Origin of the sequence: Streptomyces endophytica, from assembly GCF_026153355.1 — a bacterium.
Taxonomy (GTDB): Bacteria; Actinomycetota; Actinomycetes; order Streptomycetales; family Streptomycetaceae; genus Streptomyces; species Streptomyces endophytica.
Map to the genome: position 1 here is coordinate 2124689 of NZ_CP110636.1, position 16719 is coordinate 2141407.

The following is a 16719-nucleotide window of genomic DNA, read 5'->3' on the forward strand; positions in this document are numbered from 1 at the left end:
CGGAGGACGAAGTCTGGAGGGCCGGCACCGCACCCGACAACACCACGCCCGCCGCCAGGCGCAACGGCGAACAAGCCCCGCGGCGGGACAGACAGGTACGTGCGGGGCGCCGCAAAGCGCAACGGCGAGGGAGCCCCGCGGCGGGACGGCGAGGTACGTGCGGGGCGCCGCAAAGCGCAACGGCGAGCGAGCCCCGCGGCGGAACAGACGGGTACGTGGGAGGCGCCGCAAAGCGCAACGGCGAGGGAGCCCCGCGGCGGGACGGCCAAGTACGTGGGAGGAACCGCAAAGCGGAACTACGGCATGAGGACCGCGTGCGGGTCTCCGCTCTCCGGGCGGCGGGCGGCGGCCGTGAGTTCGCGCCAGGTCTCCAGGGCCAGGCGGAAGGCGCCGGCCTGTTCGTAGCCCTCGGCGGCCAGTTTGAAGTCGGCCTCGGCGGCGTCCTCGTGGCCGCCCGCGCGGTGCGCGCGGGCCAGGTGGAGCAGGCAGCGGGCGCGGTCGAGCGGGGACAGGTCACCGGCCGTGAGGTCGATCCCCGCGGCGTGGTCGGCGGCCGCCGGCCCGTCGTCGTGGCGCAGTGCCGCGGCGGTCTCCAGGACCGCCAGCCAGGTCCGGGCCGAGGGGGTGCCGACCAGCGCGGTGGCCTGCCGGGCGCGGGTGAGCAGGGCGTCCGCCTCGTCCGCCGGGCCCGCCGCGAGCGCCAGCAGCGCACGGGCCCGGGCCAGCCGGAGGCGGAGCCGTACGCCGTCGGTCGTGGCGAGCAGGTCCTCGGCCTCGGCGAGGAGTTCCAGGGCCTCGTCGGGATGTCCGGCCAGATACTGGGCACCGGCCACCGCCCACAGGGCGCCGGCCCGCAGTTCGCCGGCCGGGAGCGGTGCGGCCTCGGCGCGCAGTTCCGTGCCGAGCTGCTCGGCGCGGCTCCACTCGCCGCTGTCGACGGACGCGGACAGCAGCGCCATCCGGGCCTGGGCCCGCTCCGGGCGGCCGGGCTCCAGCTCGGTGGTGACCCGTACGGCCTCCTCGGCGAAGCGGACGCCCTCGGGGAGGCGGCCCTCGGTGCGCAGCAGCTGGGCGAGTTCGATGGCGACCCGGGCGTGCAGGACCGGCGCGGTGCGGGTGAGCGGGTCGTCGAGCAGCCGACGCAGCGCGGCCTCGTGGCGGGCCGGATCGTCCAGCCGCCCGAGGACGGTGGCCAGCTCCCAGTGGGCCTCCCAGCGCACCTCGTCCTGGTCGGCGCCGCCGGCCTGCTCCACCACGGCCTCCAGCTGGCGCCGCGCCGCGGCCCAGTCGCCGGCCAGCTGGCTGGCGCGGGCCGCCACCAACTGGCCGACCAGGCCGAGGCGCTGGGTCAGCCGGGCGCCGGGCTCCTCGGTGGCGCTCAGTGCCTCGACGGTCGTGCCGAGCCGTTCGGCGATCGACCGGGCGATCTTGGGGCTCGGGATCCGGCGGCCGTTCTCGACCAGCGAGACGTAACTGGGCGAGAGATCGCCCCCGGCGAGGTCCCCCTGGGACAGGCCCTGCGCGCGGCGGACCTCCCGCACTCGCTTCCCGAAAGCAGGCTGCTCAATCACCAAGGAATCGCTCGCAGTTGAGTTGGGCGGACGGACAGTGACGGTGTACGGACGGCGCCGGACAGTGGAACGTGATGACGGGGAGTCTACTCACCGGAGGCCCGCTCGGGGGCCCCTGTGGACGACCTTCGCTCCGGCGAGGAGTCATTTTTTGTCACTTACGGAGGTCGGTATTCCTCTTGTCTGTTCGACGGACATCGCGACAGTTCGGAGGCGTGTTCGGGCCGATGGGGCGGGATCGGCAGGTCCGCGGCGGGGGTTGCGGACGGGGTGCGACGAGGGATGCTTGTCACAAAGGCCGGTCGAGTGTAATGACTTTACTTGACAATAAATGACAATTGGCTGACGCTGACCCTCCATGGACTACGCCCCGAGGAGGGACATATGAGCTCCGCTCCCGCATGGCCGACCGTGGCCGCCGAGCCGGAGGACCGTGTCGACGGCCGACGTGCGGCGGCCGTCCGCCGGGTCCGGGACTTTCTGGTGGACAACGCCGACACCGTGCACGCGCTGCTGTGCGAGATCTCCACCCACCGCGCCGCGCGCTACGAGATCGAGTCCACCGTCGCCACCCTCGACGGGGCCCTGGACGAGGTGGCCACCCACCGGCCCGGCCGGGTCCCCCGGCTGGCCGCCTTCATGCCGTCGAACGTCATCCTCTACTCCTACGCCCTCTACCTCCTGGTCCCCGCGCTCTACACGGAGCGGCTGGTTTTCCGCCCCTCCAGCCGCGTCAAGGACCAGATGCGCCGGCTGCACGCCCTGCTCGCCGAGCAGCACCGCCTGCCCATCACCCTCACCACCGCCAGCCAGCGTGAGTTCCTCCAGGACCACGTCAGCCCGGCCGACGTCGTCGTCTTCACCGGCGCCTACGCCAACGCCGAGCAGATCCGCGCCCGGCTCACCCCCGGCCAGCTGTTCCTCTTCCTCGGCTCCGGCGTCAACCCGTTCGTGGTCGCCCCCGGCGCCGACGTCGAGCGGGCCGCCCGCGACGCCCTCGCCATCCGTGTCCTCAACACCGGCCAGGACTGCCTGGGCCCGGACCTCTTCACCGTCCACGCCTCGCTCCTCGACCCGTTCGTGGACGCCCTGGTCAGCGAGTTGAAGGGGCTGCGCTACGGGCCGTACACCGACCCGGACGCCGACTTCGGGCCGATCTTCTACGAGAGCGCGCTGGAGGACGGCGCGCAGTTCCTGGCCCGCAACCGCGGCGGCATCGTGCACGGCGGGCACGTCGACTTCCGGGCCCGCCGCCTCGACCCCGCCGTCGTCGTCGGCGACGAGGTCACCCCGCGCACCCACGTGCCGGAGTTCTTCGCCCCGATCTTCAACGTCGCCTCCTACCGCGACGAGGACGCGCTCGCCGCGACCCTCACCACCGGCACCTTCACCGAACGCGCCCTGGGCTCCAGCGTCTACGGTCACGCCCCGGCCCTCGTCGAGGCGCTCCGCCGGCGCACCACCGTCACCCTGGACACCACCCTGCTGTCCATCGACGACGGCAACGCCCCCTTCGGCGGCTACGGCCGGATGGCCAACTACATCTCCGACGGCCGGGAGCTGCGCGCCGAGCCCGTGCTGATCTCCAAGGCCGTCGCCGCCCACCGTCCGGGAGGCGGCCGATGAACCAGCATCCCGCGGCCCACCCGTCCGCCTGGGCGGCGATCGCCGACCACCTCCACCACCTGGGCACCACCGCGGTCTTCGGGCTGCCCGGCGACGACATGGCACCGCTCGGCGCGCTGGAGGACTCCGACGTCCACGTGGTGCTCTGCCGCGACCAGCGCAACGCCGTCTTCATGGCGACCGGTTACGCGCTCGCCGCCGGCCGCCCCGGGGTCTGTGTGATCGGCAAGGGCCCGGCGGTGACCAACGCGCTCACCGGCCTGCTGGAGGCGCGCTCCGCCGCCGTACCGCTGATCCTGATCGCCGACGGCACCCGGCTGGACCGGGTCGGCACCGGCGCCTTCCAGGAGCTGGACCAGCTGGCCGCGGTCCGCCCGTACGTGAAGTGGGCGGTCCGCGTCGACCACGCCGAGCGGCTGCCGGGCGCCCTGGAGAAGGCCGCCGCGCTCGCCGTCAACGGCACGCCCGGACCGGTCTACGTCGAACTCGCCGAGCAGATCGCCGGCGAACCCGTCCCCCGTACCGGGCCCTGGCGCCCGGCCGTGCCCCAGCGGCCGGCCCCCGACCCCGCCGCGCTGGCCGCCACCGCGGCCCGGATCACCGCCGCACGGCGGCCGTTGCTGCTGGTCGGCGGGGGTGCCCGGCACCGCAACGCGGACCGCCGGATCGAGCGGTTCGCCGAGCGGCTGGGCGCCGGGATCTTCACCACCGCCTCCGGCCGCGGCACCGTCGCCGAGGACCACCCGCTGCACTGCGGCGTCAGCGGCCTCTACACCGTCGGGCCCGTGGACGCCCTGTGGCGCGAGGCGGATCTGGTCGTCGCGCTGGGCAGCCGCCTGGAGGAGACGGCCACCTTCGGCTGGCCGGAGGGTGCCGACCAACTCCCCGTCGTCCAGGCCGTCCTGGGCGAGGAGAGCCTGGTCCTGGACCGTCCGGGGGCGTACGTCCTGGCGGACGTGGCGTCGACCGTGGACGGCTGGGCCGGGCTGCTCGACGGGCACCGGCCGGACGGGGCCTGGGCCGAGCGGGTCCGCTCCGTACGGGCCGCGCTGGCGCAGCGCGCCGCGGACCGGGCCGAGGAGGCCGGGAAACGGACGCCGGACGGCACCGTCCCGGTCGCCCGGGTGCTGGCCGAGCTGGAGCGGGCCGTCCCCGCCGGCCGGGTCCTCGTCCAGGAGAACGGCCTGCAGGACATGTGGTCGTACTTCTTCCCGCACTACGCGCTCGGTGCCGATGGCGGTTCCGTCGTCCCCAGCGAGCAGACGCCGCTGGGCTTCGGCGCGGCGGCCGCGGTCGGCGTACGGCTGGCCGAGCCGGCCGGGCGGCCCGTGGTCGCGGTGGTGGGCGACGGCGCCTTCCACCTCTTCCGCGCCGAGCTGCCGACGGTCGCGGACGCCGGCGCGGCCGTCCTCTACGTCGTCCTGGACAACGGCGGCTACGGCTGGCTGCAGTCCAACCTCGACCGGGTCTCCGGCCCGGACTCGCGCTTCGCCTTCACCCGCCCCCGGCCCACCGGCACCGACGGTCTGACCGGCGCCTACGGCCTGGGCCACCGCCGGGTGACGGACCCCGACCGGCTGTCCGACGCGCTGGCCGCGGCCTGGCGCGAGGTCGCCGCCGGCACCACGTCCGTCGTCGAGGTGGCGGTCGCGCTGGCGGACACCCCACCGGGGATGACGGGCGCGGCGGGCGACTTCCCGGAGCGGGCGGAGGAGGAGTAGCAGGGACCCGGCTTCTTGGGGGCCGTGCCGCCGTCGGCGGCACGGCCCCCGCGTGCGTCGGGGCGTGCGTGCGTCGGGGCGTGCGTGGGCCGGCCCCTTCCCCGGCTCGGGGGTGGCCGGGGGCGGGGCCGGTCCACGTCTTCTTCGTACGGGGAGCCACGCCGAAGGCGTGACGGGGATGCGCTCCCTTGCGTACGGATGGTGTCAGTTCGTGGTCTTGCGGCGGAACTTGGCGACGGCCAGCGGGGCGGTGAGCGCGGTCAGGCCCACCGACCACACCACCGTCCAGAGCACCGGGCCGGCCACCGGGCCCTCCCCCAGGGCGAGTCCACGGGCCGCGTCGGCCATGTGGGTCAGGGGGTTGATCCGGGTGAAGGCGGCCAGCCAGTCCGGCATCGTCGTGGGCGAGACGAAGATCGAGGAGGCGAACTGCAGCGGGGTCAGCACGATCACCGAGAGCCCCTGGATGGCCTGTGCGGTGCGCAGGGTCAGACCGAGGAGCATGAAGATCCAGATCAGCGACGTGCCGAAGAGGGTGGTCAGGCCGATGGCCGCGGCTATACCGGGCCAGCGGCCGGAGAAGTCGAAGCCGAGCAGGGCGGCGACGATCAGCAGGACCGTGATGGCGACCAGCATCCGGCCCGTCTCCACCACGACCTTGGCCACGAGGATCGAGGAGCGGGCGATCGGCATCGTGCGGAAGCGGTCCATCACGCCCGTGCGGAAGTCGTCGTTGACGCCGGTGCCGACGGCCATGGCGATGGTCATGCCGAGGATGACCATCAGGCCCGGCACCAGGAAGGCGGTGTACTGGGCGCGGCTGCCGCCGCGGCCGATCACCCCGCCGAAGACGTAGACGAACAGCAGCGTCAGCACGATCGGCATCAGCAGCGCGTCGATCATCGACTCCGGGTTCTGCCGGATCCGGAGGAGGTTGCGGCGGACCAGCGCGCCGGTGTGCCGGGCCGTGGCCCGCGGCCCGATCCGGCCCTCGTCGCGGAGGGGGGCGGGCGCCTCGGGGCGGGGCGCGGCCTGAAGGGTCGTCACGGCTGCTCCTCCGGTCAGGCCCGGCCGCGGCGTTCGTCCAGCCACTTCTGCCAGTACGAGCGGCGGTCGCTGCTGGGGTGGGCGACGATGATGTCGCCGAAGACGGCGGAGCCGTTCACGCGGATGCGCGGGGTGACGGACTCGGGGCCGGAGTGCGCCCGGGTCAGATCGCGGAGGTCGCCGAAGACCTTGCTGCAGTTCATCTCCACCCGGACGCCCTCGGGGAGCAGCAGGTGCACATCGCCGACGAGCGCCTTGGCCTCGATGGTGAGCTCACCGGTCGGCGGGGCGGGGGAGGAGCACAGGTCGAGGGTGAGGTCGCCGAGGACCGCGGTGGCCTCGATGCCGTGTTCCAGCGCGGGGCTGTGGTGCACGAGGTCGCCGAAGAGGGCGCGGAACGAGCGCTGGCCGGAGCCGGCGGTCGCGGGGGCCGTGACATGGGGCAGGTCCTCGCCCACGGACGCCAACTCCTCGCGCGTCCGGGCCAGATACGCCGCCTCGGAGCGCTCGGCGAGCTCTTCGAGGGTTAACCGGCCTTCCGCGGTGGCCTCCCTGAGCCGTTCGACCATGGTCTCCCGCTCGGCGTCCGACGCCAGCACCGAGCGGGCGGATCCGGAGGGGCCGGGGGAGGCGGATGTGGGCGCCACATCCTTGGTGAGGTCGGGACGTTGGGGCTGGGTCATGGAGGGTGCCTCCGCGGGGTCCGGCGAGGTGGGGCGTGTGCGTGCTCATCGCACCACGTCGGGCCGGGCGTGGGCATCGGCGCGGGGTAGTACATCGAAAGGTTGACCCGCGGCCCCGGGCACACAGTTCGGCGTACGTGGCGGTCGCGGCGTACGGAGCGGGCGGGGCTTCGGAACGGGGGCTTCGGAACGGGGCTACGGGACGCGGCGGACGGGGGCCGCCGGGGGAGGGACCGCCGCGCGCGACGGTTCCGGGGGATTGACGGGGCGGCGGACTTCCCCGGCTTTGGTGTACTCGGCGGCCGGTTTTCCGCTCCGGTAGTCACCCGGGAAATGATCTCGGTGACCACCGGTGAAGACCGGTGAAGGAATCCGAATATCGGTCGACTTCTTCTTGACTGCTTGGTAAAGTGCCCAGCACTCATTGTGACTCGGCGTTTTGATCCGACCGGCCGGAGTCATCCACTGTTCGAAATCCGGAGGGTTTGGCGAATGCCTGAGCTGGCGGACACCGGGCGGCGAATCAAAGAGCTTCGGGTCAGCGCGGGAATGACGCAGCACGACCTTGCCGGGTCCGAAATGTCGTCCAGCTACATCTCGCTGGTCGAGCGCGGGAAGCGCATTCCCAGTGGCCGGGCGCTCAAGATCCTCGCAGCCCGCCTCGGCGTCGGCGTGGACGAAATCTCCAGCAGCCCCCAGCCGGCCGAAAGCCCCGGCCTGGCCCGCCGGCTGGACCTGGTCGGACGATTGGTCGCGGCCCGCCGGCAATGGGAGGGTGGCGACGCCGAGGGAGCGCTCTCAGAATTCCGCGCACTGGCCTCGATGGAGCCGGCCGGCCGGCAGGACGACGTATTTACCGAGGCGCAGCTCGCCATTGCCGAAATACTGGGCTCGCTCGGCCGCGCCGACGAGGGCGCCGACGTCCTGCTGCGGATGCTGGACGCGCTCGCCCCCGCGCCGTACGCCGAGGCCCGGCTGCGTGCCCTGATCGCCCTCGCCGACCTGCTGGAATCGGCCGGCCGGGTGCAGGACGGGCTGCGCTACGCCCTCACCGGCCACCTCGAATGCACCGACCGCCGGCCGGCCCAGGGCCCCGCCGGCGGCCCGGCCACCGGCCCCGGCACCGGCTTCCACCTGCTGCTCGTCCTCGACGTGCTCACCCGCTGCGCCTACTGGAGCGGCTGCCCGGACTGGGCCCCCGAGCCCGAGCTCTCCCGCCCGCCGGCCGACGGCATCCTTCCCGGGCCGCGCGCCACCATCGATCTGCACCGGGCGCTCGCGCTGCGGGACCGCGGCGAGTGGGAGCGTGCCGCCGAGCTGCTGGGCGAGTGCGCGCGCCGGGTCACCCCGGCCGCCGGGTTCCCCTTGTGGGAGAAGGTCAACGGCCAGTACGCCCTGCTGTTGCTGCACCGCGGCGATGCGGCGGCGGCGCGCAGCATTGTCGAACGCGGGCTGGTCGTCGCCTCGGTGGCGCAGGAACCGGAATTCCCGCTCTGGCTCACCACCGCGGACGCGGTCTGCGCGGAGGCCTCCGGCGACCGGGACCGGCTGGCCGCCCTGGGCGAGGAGCTGGCCGCGCTGCCCGAGACCGGCCGCAGCCATGAGAAGGCCGCCGCGCTCCAGGAGATCGCGGCGGCGTGCGAGCGGGTGGGGGACCGTGAGCGGGCGGCCGGACACTACCGGCAGGCCGCCGACCTGTTCCGGCGGGCCCAGGCGTACCGGCACGCCGAGCGGGCCCGGGAACGGCTCGTACGGCTCGCCGAGAGCCCGGCCAGGCAGCCGCAAGACCAGCTCTGACACCAGCCCTCGGGCGGCGCTGGAGCCGGGCGGAACCCGCTCCGGCATGGATCTGAAGCCGCCCTGAACCCGCTCCGGGATGGATCTGAAGCCGCCCTGAAGCCGCTCCGAGAGGGCCCTGAAGTCGTTCCGATACGGCCCCGAAGCGGCCCGTGAAGCCGCTCCGATACGGCTCCGGAGCGACTCGTGAAGCCGCTCCGGTGCGTGCGTGGGCCGCCGGTCGACGACGTCCGGTGAGCGCGATAGCGGGCCTGTCGAGGCCGCCCGGCGAACGCGAAAGCAAACGCGGCAATGGCAGATCCGCGGCCGGCGGCCGGAAAAGCCGGCGGACGGCCGCATCGGCACCCATGTGGTTGAGCACAAAAGCAAGGCCGCGGTCCGTATATACGTGGCCGGTGAACGGGATTTGCGCTGCGACCGGTTGCAAAAGTGGGCGGGCGACCGCCGGGACGGAAAGACGCCGCGGCGGCGCAATGGGCCCTGGGGTGCTATGCCCTTATGTCGTTATTGCACGTAATTGACGCATTCATTTATTAGCTTTCTTTCCCAATCCGAGGAGCGCGAACAGTGCCTCCGCGCCGCCCACGATCGCCAGGATGAGCCCCGCCTTGTGCAGGGAGACGATCGGTGTCTCGACTTCCTTTGTGGTCAGCCACAGGACCAGTCCGATGACCGCCAGAACAATGCCTATCGCAATACCCTTCATCGGTTCCCTTGTCTCCTCGTCCCGGTGATGGCCCGGTGATGGCGCCCCGGCCGGCCGGCGCGGGGCGGTGGTAGTCACCAGCGTCCCGTCGCGGCCCGGTCTCCGGATCGTCCGCAGGTAGGCACTTTCCGGCCCGCGGACTGTCACTTTCTATGTACGCCGGGCCCTACCAGGGGGCCGTGGGGCGCGCGCCCCCGGAGCCCGCCCCCGCGCCCAGGCCCCCCTCCTCGCCTCCTCGAACCCTCGCCATAGTCAATTTTCCTGACTCTGTCAGTCATCGCCCTGAGAGCGTTTCCGCTGGTGCGAGGCCTGATGACACGGATCGACAGGAAACCTCGACTGACCGCGTCTCCCGCAACCTGTTGACAAGACGATGACTCAGCTGTCATGTTTCTGGTCATGAGGACGCCCCGAGCGTGACAACGGGGCAGGAAATCAGGAGGCGTTTCATGGAGTTACGCACAGATCGGCGGCGCGTCGTCGTCACCGGCTGCGGCGTGGTGTCCCCCGTGGGAAACACCACCGAAGACTTCTGGACCGCCCTCCTCGCCGGCCGCAGTGGTGTCACCGCGCTTACCCGCTTCGACACCTCCGGCCTCCCGGTCCGCATCGGCGGCGACCTCACCGGTTTCGACCCGGCCGGCTCCGGCTTCCTCACCCCGCAGGAGGTCCGGCGCACCGACCTCTTCACGCAGTACGCGGTGGTCGCCGCCGGCCAGGCGATGCGGGCCGCCGGCCTCGAACCCAGGGCCGACGTCGACCCGTACCGCTTCGCCGCGGTGATCGGCTCCGGCTACGGCGCCGCGCACGCCATCCAGCAGCAGTACGACGTGCTCAAGAACCAGGGCGCGCGGCGGGTCTCGCCGTACCACTCGGTGCTCACCGCCATCGACCACCCGGCCGGTCTGCTGTCCATCAAGTACGGCATCAGCGGCCCGAGTTGCGCGGTCTCCGCGGCCTGCGCGACCGGCGCGGTGGCCATCGGTGAGGCGGCCGAACTGATCCGCCACGGCCGGGCCGACGTGGTCCTGGCCGGCGGCACGGACGACTCCCTCACCGCCGCCGACCTGGCCGGCACCGCCAACGCCCGGGCACTGTCCCGCCGCAACGACGACCCCGAAGGCGCCAGCCGGCCCTTCGACCGGGACCGCGACGGCTTCGTGATGGCGGTCGGCGCCACCGTCCTGACCCTGGAGGAGGCCGGCCACGCGGAACGCCGCGGCGCGACGATCCTCGCCGAGGTCGCCGGTTACGCCGCCACCACCGACGCCCACCACGCCACCGCCCCCGATCCGACCGGCGCCGGTGCGGTCCGCGCGATGCGCGGGGCGCTCGCCGACGCGGGCCTGACCCCGATGACGTCGGGCAGATCAGCGCCCACGGCACCGGCACCGTGCTCAACGACCGCATCGAGGCGGCCGCGCTGCGCGAGGTGCTCGGCCCCGACCAGCTGCGCCGCACACCGGTCACCGCGGTCAAGAGCATGACCGGGCACATGCTCGGCGCGTCCGGGGCCGCCGAGGCCGCGGCCGCGGTGCTCTCGCTGCGGGACCGCAGGATCCCGCCGATCCGCAACTGCGACCACCCCGAGGACGACGACCTCGACCTGGTCGTGAAGGGTGCCCGCGAATGGGACGGCGACGCGGTGCTGAGCAATTCGTTCGGCTTCGGCGGTCACAACGCCGTCCTCGTCCTGAAGCGCTACCGCACATGACCCCGTACGCGCCCCGAGCGCCGCACCCGCTGACACACGAGACCACAGAGGAGGGACACGCACCATGCAGGGACGACTGGTGACCTTGGAATGGCCCGGCGACGACGACTGGGCCGCGATCGCCTCCTGGCTGCGCCCCGGCTCGCCCGCGGCCGTGCTCAGCGGTGACTGGGAGCTGCTGGGCGCCGCCGAGGTCGAGCAGGCCAACCGCTCCGGCCGGGTCCACCACCTGGTGATCCGCACCAAGGACGGCACCCGCATCGGCACCGTCAGCTACCAGCGGTCGGGCAGGATCGGCGGCTACACCGTCGGCGGCGCGATCGGCTCGCCCGAACTGTGGCGCCGCGGCTACGGCGCGGAGGCCGTCGTCCTCCTCGTCGACTACCTCTTCCACCAGCTCGACGCCCACCGGGTGCAGGTCACCACCGCCGGCTACAACAAGGGCATCATCCGGCTGATGACCAAGACCCCGTTCGTGGTCGAGGGCATCCTGCGGGACCACTGTTACCTCGACGGCGAGTACCACGACGCGATCGTGTGGGGCCTGCTGCGCGACGAGCACTACGCCTCGCTCAAGCCCAGCGAGGACAACCGCGTACTGGCCGTCGGGCTGGAGGACTTCGTGTCCGAGGACGACAAGGTGCAGGCCAGGGCGGTGCTCGCCGCGCACCTCGCCACGGCCGACCGGACCGCGCTCACGCCCTACCTGGAACCGGACGTCACCACCCCCAACGCGATCGTCCCTGCCGAGCGGGGTGCCGCATGAGAGACGGCGCCGAGAGCTTCGCCCTGGCCGACCGCACCTTCTTCGACTGGCCCGGCAACTGGGACCTGGAGGCCACCCGCTTCCCCGCCCCGCCGCTGCCCGACGGCTGGACCCGCGAGGACAACGAGGCCTGGACCATCTGCCGCCCGCCCGAGGACCGGCTCCCCGACCAGGGCTGGAAGATCCACGTCAGCGCGTCCCCCGACGACGCCCCCCGCACCCTCGCCGACGTCGCCGGCTACTGCGCCCGGCACGGCATCGCCTTCAAGTACCTCAAGAGCGCCAACGTCCAGCGTGCCCTGAGCCGCAAGTACGCCCAGCGCTCCTCCGCCGGCAAGCTGCTGACCGTCTACCCCGAGGACGAGGCCGAACTGGCCCGCACCCTCGAAGGACTGGACGCGATCGTCGGCGGCCGCCCCGGCCCGTACGTCCTGACCGACCTGCGCTTCCGCCAGGGCCCGCTCTACGTCCGCTACGGCGGATTCCGCACCCACTACGTGGAGGACGCCGACGGCGAGCTGGTCCCGGCCTTCCGGCGCCCCGACGGGACGCCCGAACCGGACCGTCGCACTCCGGTCTTCCACACCCCCGACTGGGTCACCGTCCCCGACGTCCTCAAGGACTCGCTGGCCGCCCGGCAGGCCGTGGACGACTTCCCGTACCGGATCACCGGCGCACTGCACTTCTCGCACGGCGGCGGCGTCTACCGCGCCGAACCGGCCGGTGAACAGGCCCTCGGCGCCGGACAGCACAGCGTCGTCCTCAAGGAGGGCCGGCCGTACTCCGGCACCGACGGAGTCGGCCGGGACGCGGTCGCCCGGCTCGCCCACGAGCACCGGATCCTGACCCAACTGGCCGGACTGCCCGGCATCCCCCGCACCTTCGGCACCTTCCAGGCCGGCGAACACCTCTTCCTGGTCCTGGAGGACATCGAAGGACAGGACTTCCAGTCCTGGCTCGCCGGGCTCTACCCGCTGACCGTCCCCGAACCCGACGAGGCGGCGGTGGCCGCCCACCGGGACCGCGCCCTCGCCCTGTTCGGCCGGATCGAGGAGCTGCTCGCCTCGGTGCACGACCGCGGGGTGCGCATCGGCGACCTGCACCCGGGCAACTTCATCATCCAGCCCGGCGACGTCCCCGTCCTCCTGGACTTCGAGGTGGCCGACCAGATCGACCTGGCCACCCCCAGCAGCCTCGGCGCCCCCGGCTTCCACCGGGCCGACGCCACCGGCGCGGACGGCGACCACTACGCACTGGCCGCGATCGCCCTGTGGATGTTCCTGCCGCTCGCCGCGCTCGGCGGACTGGCCCCCGACAAGGCGTCGGCCCTGCTCGACACCGCGACCCGCCGGTTCGGCCTCCCCGGCCACCTGGTGTCCCGGCTCGCCCCCCAGCTCGCCCCGAACGACAACACCACGTCGCCGCTGCGCAGCGTGCCGGAGGCGTTCCCACCCTCCGACATCCTGGCCTCGATCGACCGCGGGCTGCGCGACAGCGCCACCCCGCACCGCACCGACCGGCTCCACCCCGGCGACTTCGCGCAGTTCGCCGAGGGCGGCGCGGGCTTCGGACACGGCGCCGCCGGCGTCCTGTGGGCCCGCCACACCGCCCTCGGGGAACGCGACGAGGAGGGCGCGGCCTGGCTGCGCGCCGCCGTCGACCGGGTCACCGCCGAACGCATCGGCTTCTACGACGGCCTGCACGGAATCGCCTACGTCCTTGCGGAGTTGGGCGACCGCGAAGGAGCCCTGCGAGCCCTCGACCGGGCCGCCGACCGGCTCCCGGTACGCCACTGCCCCAGCCTCTATCGCGGCCTGTCCGGCGCCGGCCTGAACCTCCTGCACTTCGCCGACGTACTGGACGACGGCGCCCTGCGGCAACAGGCCCTCGATCTGGCCGACCGCGTCACCGCGCGGCTCGCCACCGCCCGCACCGAACCCATCGAGCGCACCCGCCGGCGCGGCTCCACCCACGCCGGCGGCCTGATGTACGGCTGGTCGGGCCCCGCGCTCTTCCTGCTCCGCGCCCACCGCGCGACCGGCGACCCCGCCCTGCTCGACGAGGCGGTCCGCGCCGTCCACCGCGACCTCGACCGCTGCAGCCCCGGACCGCAGGACACCCTCCAGGTCGACGAGGGCTTCCGCCTGCTGCCCTACCTCGACAACGGCAGCGCGGGCATCGCCCTCGTGGCGGCCGAACTCCTCCGCCACCGCGACGACGCCCGCCTCCGCGAGGCACTACCGGGGCTGCTCCGGGCCTGCTCCTCCGACTTCGTCATCGAGTCGGGTCTGTGGGGCGGCCGTGCCGGTCTCATCGGCACCCTCGCCACCCTGCGCGCGCAGGCCCCCTGGCCACCGGAGACCGCCGAGCGGTATCTGCGCCGCCATCTGACCAACCTCCACCAGCACGCCATGACGCTGAACGGCGCAACGGTCTTCCCCTGTGACGGCCGGGCCCGGATCTCCATGGACGTGGCCACCGGCGGGGCCGGCGTACTGCTGGCACTCTCCGCCGCCGAACGGGGCACCCCGCTGCTGCCGTTCCTCCCTGACCCGCGGTCCGCCGCGGCCGGTCAACCGGCCGTCCCGGAGCGCGCCCGTGGTGCCCACGGCACCGCGACCCCCACCGTCCCGACCGGGCCGGCGGGCACTGCGGACAACGGAAGGGAGGTGTCGTAAATGACCATCATGGATCTTCAGGGTCTGGAGGTGCCGGGCGAGCGTGACGCCCAGGCGCTCGGCTCCACCGTCAGCACCGGCTGCTGAATGACGCCGACGGGCCGTGCACCGTCATTGCACGGCCCGTCGGGTCCAGGTGTCCCGCAACGGCACCTGATACGTCATCGGCGCTGTCCACCGCTCCTGCTCACCCCCCGGAGGGAGGTTCACATGTCGGTCATGGATCTTCAGGGTCTGGAGGTGCCGGGCGAGCGTGACGCTCAGGCGCTCGGCTCCACCCTCAGCGGCGGCTGCTGACACCGAGTTCGGTGTCGTCCTACGCACTGTACGCATCCGGAACGGACAACGGAAGGGAGGTGTCGTAAATGAGCATCATGGATCTTCAGGGTCTGGAGGTGCCGGGCGAGCGTGACGCCCAGGCGCTCGGCTCCACCGTCAGCACCGGCTGCTGACCCGGTACCCGGTGGTCCCGTGCTCCCGGCGCGGGGCCACCGGGTTCCCTTTTTCCGCGTAGCCCAACTCCTCGGGGGGAGAGCCGAGTTGAACGACCGTACCGAGCCGGCGGCCCGCTCCCTCTGCATCATCGGCTGCGGCCCCCGCGGCACCTCCCTCGTCGAGCGGATCCTCGCCAACGTCCCCGCCCTGTACGGCGACCGGCCCCTGGACCTGCACCTCGTCGACCCGTACCCGCCGGGCGCCGGCCGCACCTGGCGCACCGACCAGCCCGGCCTGCTGTGGATGAACTCCGCCGCCGAGCAGGTCACCCTCTACCCCGACCCGAGCGTCTCCTGCGCCGGGCCGCCGCGCCCCGGCCCCACCACCGCCGAGTGGCTGACCGGCCCGCTGCACGACGGTGCCTACGCCGCGCGCCGCGACCAGGGCCGCTACCTGCGCCACTTCTTCGAGACGGTGACCGCCGGACGACCCTCCTCAGTCCGCCTGTACGTCCACCGGGCGCGCGCGATCGACCTGCGCCGGACGTCCGCGGACGGCGCGGCACCGGGCACCCGCCAACAGGTGGTCCTCGACTCCGCCGAACCGCCCTTCCTCGCCGACCGGGTGGTCCTGGCGCAAGGGCACCCGGACGTGCGTACCGAGCCCGCGCCGGCCGGCCTGACCCGCATCGGGCCGGGCCCCGCCGACCCCGCCGCCCTGGACGCCGTCCCGCCCGGCGCGCCGGTCGTCGTCCGCGGCCTCGGCCTGGTCTTCATCGACTGCCTGGCCCTGCTGACGGAGGGCCGCGGCGGCCGCTTCGACCGCACCCCGGACGGCCGGCTCCGCTACCTGCCCTCCGGCCGCGAGCCCCGTCTGTACGCGGGCTCCCGCCGCGGTGTCCCCCTCCCGCCCAAGCCGGCCCGCGCCGCCGTCCCGTCCCGCCCCGCCGCCCCGCGCTTCGCCACCGCCGACGCCTGCCGGGCCCGGCTGTCCCGGCCCGGCGCCACCTTCGGCCGCGACGTCTGGCCGCTGGTCCTGGCCGAGCTGGGCTGGTGCCACTACCGCGCGCTCTTCGCCGAACAGCCCGCCCGTGTCCGTATGACGTGGGACGACTTCGACGCCCAGTACGCGCTTCTGCTCACCGACGCGGACCGCCTCGCCAAGCTCGCCCGGGAGGCCGTTCCGGACCCCGCCGACCGCCTCGACCTCGATCTCGTGTCCGCCCCGCTCGCCGGCCGCCGCTTCGCCGACGCCGACGGCCTCCAGCGCTGGCTGCGCGCGCACCTCGCCGAGGTCCACCACCGCCGCACCGGCCCGGCCCGGGCCGTCACCACCGCGCTGGTGGACGGCCTCCAGCGCACCGGCGCGGTCATCGAGGACCTGTGGCGCTCCGGCGACCTGGCCGGTGACCAGCTGGCGGACGCGTTCGCCCGCTTCTCCCTCGGCACGTACCTGAGTTCCGGCCCCCCGCCCCTGCGCGCCGAGCAACTGCTGGCCCTGGCCGAGGCCGGAGTGGTGGTGTTCGTGGGCCCCGAGATGCGCGTGGAGATCACGACGCCGGCCACGGACGGCACCGGGCCGGTCTTCCGCGCCACCAGCCCCGCGGTGCCCGGCGCCGCCCACGACGCCGCCGTCCTTCTCGACGCCCGCTTGTCGGCTCCCGCCCCCGACCGCCTCGCGGACCCGCTGCTCCGCGCCCTCCTCTCCCGCGGCGAACTCACCGAGGCCCGCACGGAGGACGGCACCCCGACCGGCGAACTCCGGCTGTCCGGCCCCGACCTGCACCCGGTCGACGCCCACGGCACCACCCACCACGACCGCGTCATCGTCGGCCCGGCCCAGTTCCCCCGGCCGGGGACGGACGCGATCTTCTTCCGCCAGAACGATGCGGTGGCGCGGCGCTTGCTGGTGGATGGCTGATTCCCACGTACCTGTCTGCGGCGCCGCGGGTCTTCCCGAATGGGCCGGTGGGGGT

Annotated in this window: 12 protein-coding genes and 1 pseudogene; 9 read left to right on the top strand and 4 right to left on the bottom strand. The window is 73.5% G+C overall.

Going from position 1 to position 16719, the window contains the following annotated elements; all coding sequences use genetic code 11:
- Nucleotides 1–296: 296 nt before the first annotated feature.
- The gene (locus OJ254_RS09640) at nucleotides 297–1541 is read right to left on the bottom strand and encodes a helix-turn-helix transcriptional regulator (protein ID WP_265362004.1); all 1245 of its coding nucleotides are present in this window, start codon (nucleotides 1539–1541) and stop codon (nucleotides 297–299) included.
- A 414-nt stretch (nucleotides 1542–1955) separates the two neighbouring features.
- On the opposite strand from OJ254_RS09640, the gene OJ254_RS09645 reads away from it, so the two are divergent.
- Nucleotides 1956–3197, top strand: coding sequence for an aldehyde dehydrogenase family protein (locus OJ254_RS09645; RefSeq protein WP_265362005.1), 1242 nt, complete (start codon nucleotides 1956–1958; stop codon nucleotides 3195–3197).
- Nucleotides 3194–4918: a thiamine pyrophosphate-binding protein gene (locus OJ254_RS09650; RefSeq protein WP_265362006.1), complete on the top strand. Its 1725-nt coding sequence runs from the start codon at nucleotides 3194–3196 to the stop codon at nucleotides 4916–4918. Before OJ254_RS09645 ends, OJ254_RS09650 begins: the two co-directional genes overlap by 4 nt.
- Before the next feature lie 204 nt (nucleotides 4919–5122).
- Here OJ254_RS09650 and OJ254_RS09655 read toward each other — a convergent pair whose 3' ends face one another.
- Both OJ254_RS09655 and OJ254_RS09660 read right to left on the bottom strand, forming a co-directional pair.
- The gene (locus tag OJ254_RS09655) at nucleotides 5123–5965 is read right to left on the bottom strand and encodes an ABC transporter permease (protein WP_265362007.1); all 843 of its coding nucleotides are present in this window, start codon (nucleotides 5963–5965) and stop codon (nucleotides 5123–5125) included.
- A gap of 14 nt (nucleotides 5966–5979) precedes the next feature.
- Entirely contained in the window at nucleotides 5980–6648 is a 669-nt protein-coding gene (locus tag OJ254_RS09660; RefSeq protein WP_265362008.1) for a DUF1707 SHOCT-like domain-containing protein, read from the bottom strand.
- Nucleotides 6649–7197: 549 nt separating this feature from the next.
- Between OJ254_RS09660 and OJ254_RS09665 the strand changes: the two genes are divergently transcribed.
- On the top strand, nucleotides 7198–8445 hold the full coding sequence (locus OJ254_RS09665; RefSeq protein ID WP_423835873.1) for a helix-turn-helix domain-containing protein: 1248 nt from the start codon (nucleotides 7198–7200) through the stop codon (nucleotides 8443–8445).
- A gap of 526 nt (nucleotides 8446–8971) precedes the next feature.
- Here OJ254_RS09665 and OJ254_RS09670 read toward each other — a convergent pair.
- Nucleotides 8972–9151: a DUF5708 family protein gene (locus OJ254_RS09670; protein ID WP_265362010.1), complete on the bottom strand. Its 180-nt coding sequence runs from the start codon at nucleotides 9149–9151 to the stop codon at nucleotides 8972–8974.
- Between the two features lie 449 nt (nucleotides 9152–9600).
- Between OJ254_RS09670 and OJ254_RS09675 the strand changes: the two are divergent.
- The 6 genes and pseudogenes from OJ254_RS09675 to OJ254_RS09690 all read left to right on the top strand — a co-directional run bounded on the left by OJ254_RS09675 (nucleotide 9601) and on the right by OJ254_RS09690 (nucleotide 16664).
- A pseudogene (locus OJ254_RS09675) lies at nucleotides 9601–10865 on the top strand (beta-ketoacyl-[acyl-carrier-protein] synthase family protein).
- Nucleotides 10866–10929: 64 nt separating this feature from the next.
- Nucleotides 10930–11631: a GNAT family N-acetyltransferase gene (locus OJ254_RS09680; RefSeq protein WP_265362011.1), complete on the top strand. Its 702-nt coding sequence runs from the start codon at nucleotides 10930–10932 to the stop codon at nucleotides 11629–11631.
- Nucleotides 11628–14309, top strand: coding sequence for a class III lanthionine synthetase LanKC (gene lanKC, locus OJ254_RS09685; protein ID WP_265362012.1), 2682 nt, complete (start codon nucleotides 11628–11630; stop codon nucleotides 14307–14309). Before OJ254_RS09680 ends, lanKC begins: the two co-directional genes overlap by 4 nt.
- A gap of 9 nt (nucleotides 14310–14318) precedes the next feature.
- Nucleotides 14319–14396, top strand: a complete 78-nt coding sequence (locus OJ254_RS31550) for a class III lanthipeptide (RefSeq protein WP_410011375.1) — start codon at nucleotides 14319–14321, stop codon at nucleotides 14394–14396.
- Nucleotides 14397–14683: 287 nt separating this feature from the next.
- On the top strand, nucleotides 14684–14761 hold the full coding sequence (locus tag OJ254_RS31555; RefSeq protein ID WP_410011375.1) for a class III lanthipeptide: 78 nt from the start codon (nucleotides 14684–14686) through the stop codon (nucleotides 14759–14761).
- An 88-nt stretch (nucleotides 14762–14849) separates the two neighbouring features.
- A complete protein-coding gene (locus OJ254_RS09690) occupies nucleotides 14850–16664 on the top strand; it encodes an FAD/NAD(P)-binding protein (protein ID WP_265362013.1) in 1815 nt (604 codons plus the stop codon).
- Nucleotides 16665–16719: the final 55 nt, after the last annotated feature.

Bases quoted from the DNA above. Each gene is read 5' to 3' on its own strand.
- OJ254_RS09660 (WP_265362008.1), bottom strand. From the start codon at position 6,648: ATGACCCAGCCCCAACGTCCCGACCTCACCAAGGATGTGGCGCCCACA.
- OJ254_RS09670 (WP_265362010.1), bottom strand. From the start codon at position 9,151: ATGAAGGGTATTGCGATAGGCATTGTTCTGGCGGTCATCGGACTGGTC.
- OJ254_RS31555 (WP_410011375.1), top strand. From the start codon at position 14,684: ATGGATCTTCAGGGTCTGGAGGTGCCGGGCGAGCGTGACGCCCAGGCG.
- OJ254_RS09680 (WP_265362011.1), top strand. From the start codon at position 10,930: ATGCAGGGACGACTGGTGACCTTGGAATGGCCCGGCGACGACGACTGG.
- OJ254_RS09665 (WP_423835873.1), top strand. From the start codon at position 7,198: ATGACGCAGCACGACCTTGCCGGGTCCGAAATGTCGTCCAGCTACATC.
- OJ254_RS09650 (WP_265362006.1), top strand. From the start codon at position 3,194: ATGAACCAGCATCCCGCGGCCCACCCGTCCGCCTGGGCGGCGATCGCC.
- lanKC (WP_265362012.1), top strand. From the start codon at position 11,628: ATGAGAGACGGCGCCGAGAGCTTCGCCCTGGCCGACCGCACCTTCTTC.
- OJ254_RS31550 (WP_410011375.1), top strand. From the start codon at position 14,319: ATGGATCTTCAGGGTCTGGAGGTGCCGGGCGAGCGTGACGCCCAGGCG.
- OJ254_RS09645 (WP_265362005.1), top strand. From the start codon at position 1,956: ATGAGCTCCGCTCCCGCATGGCCGACCGTGGCCGCCGAGCCGGAGGAC.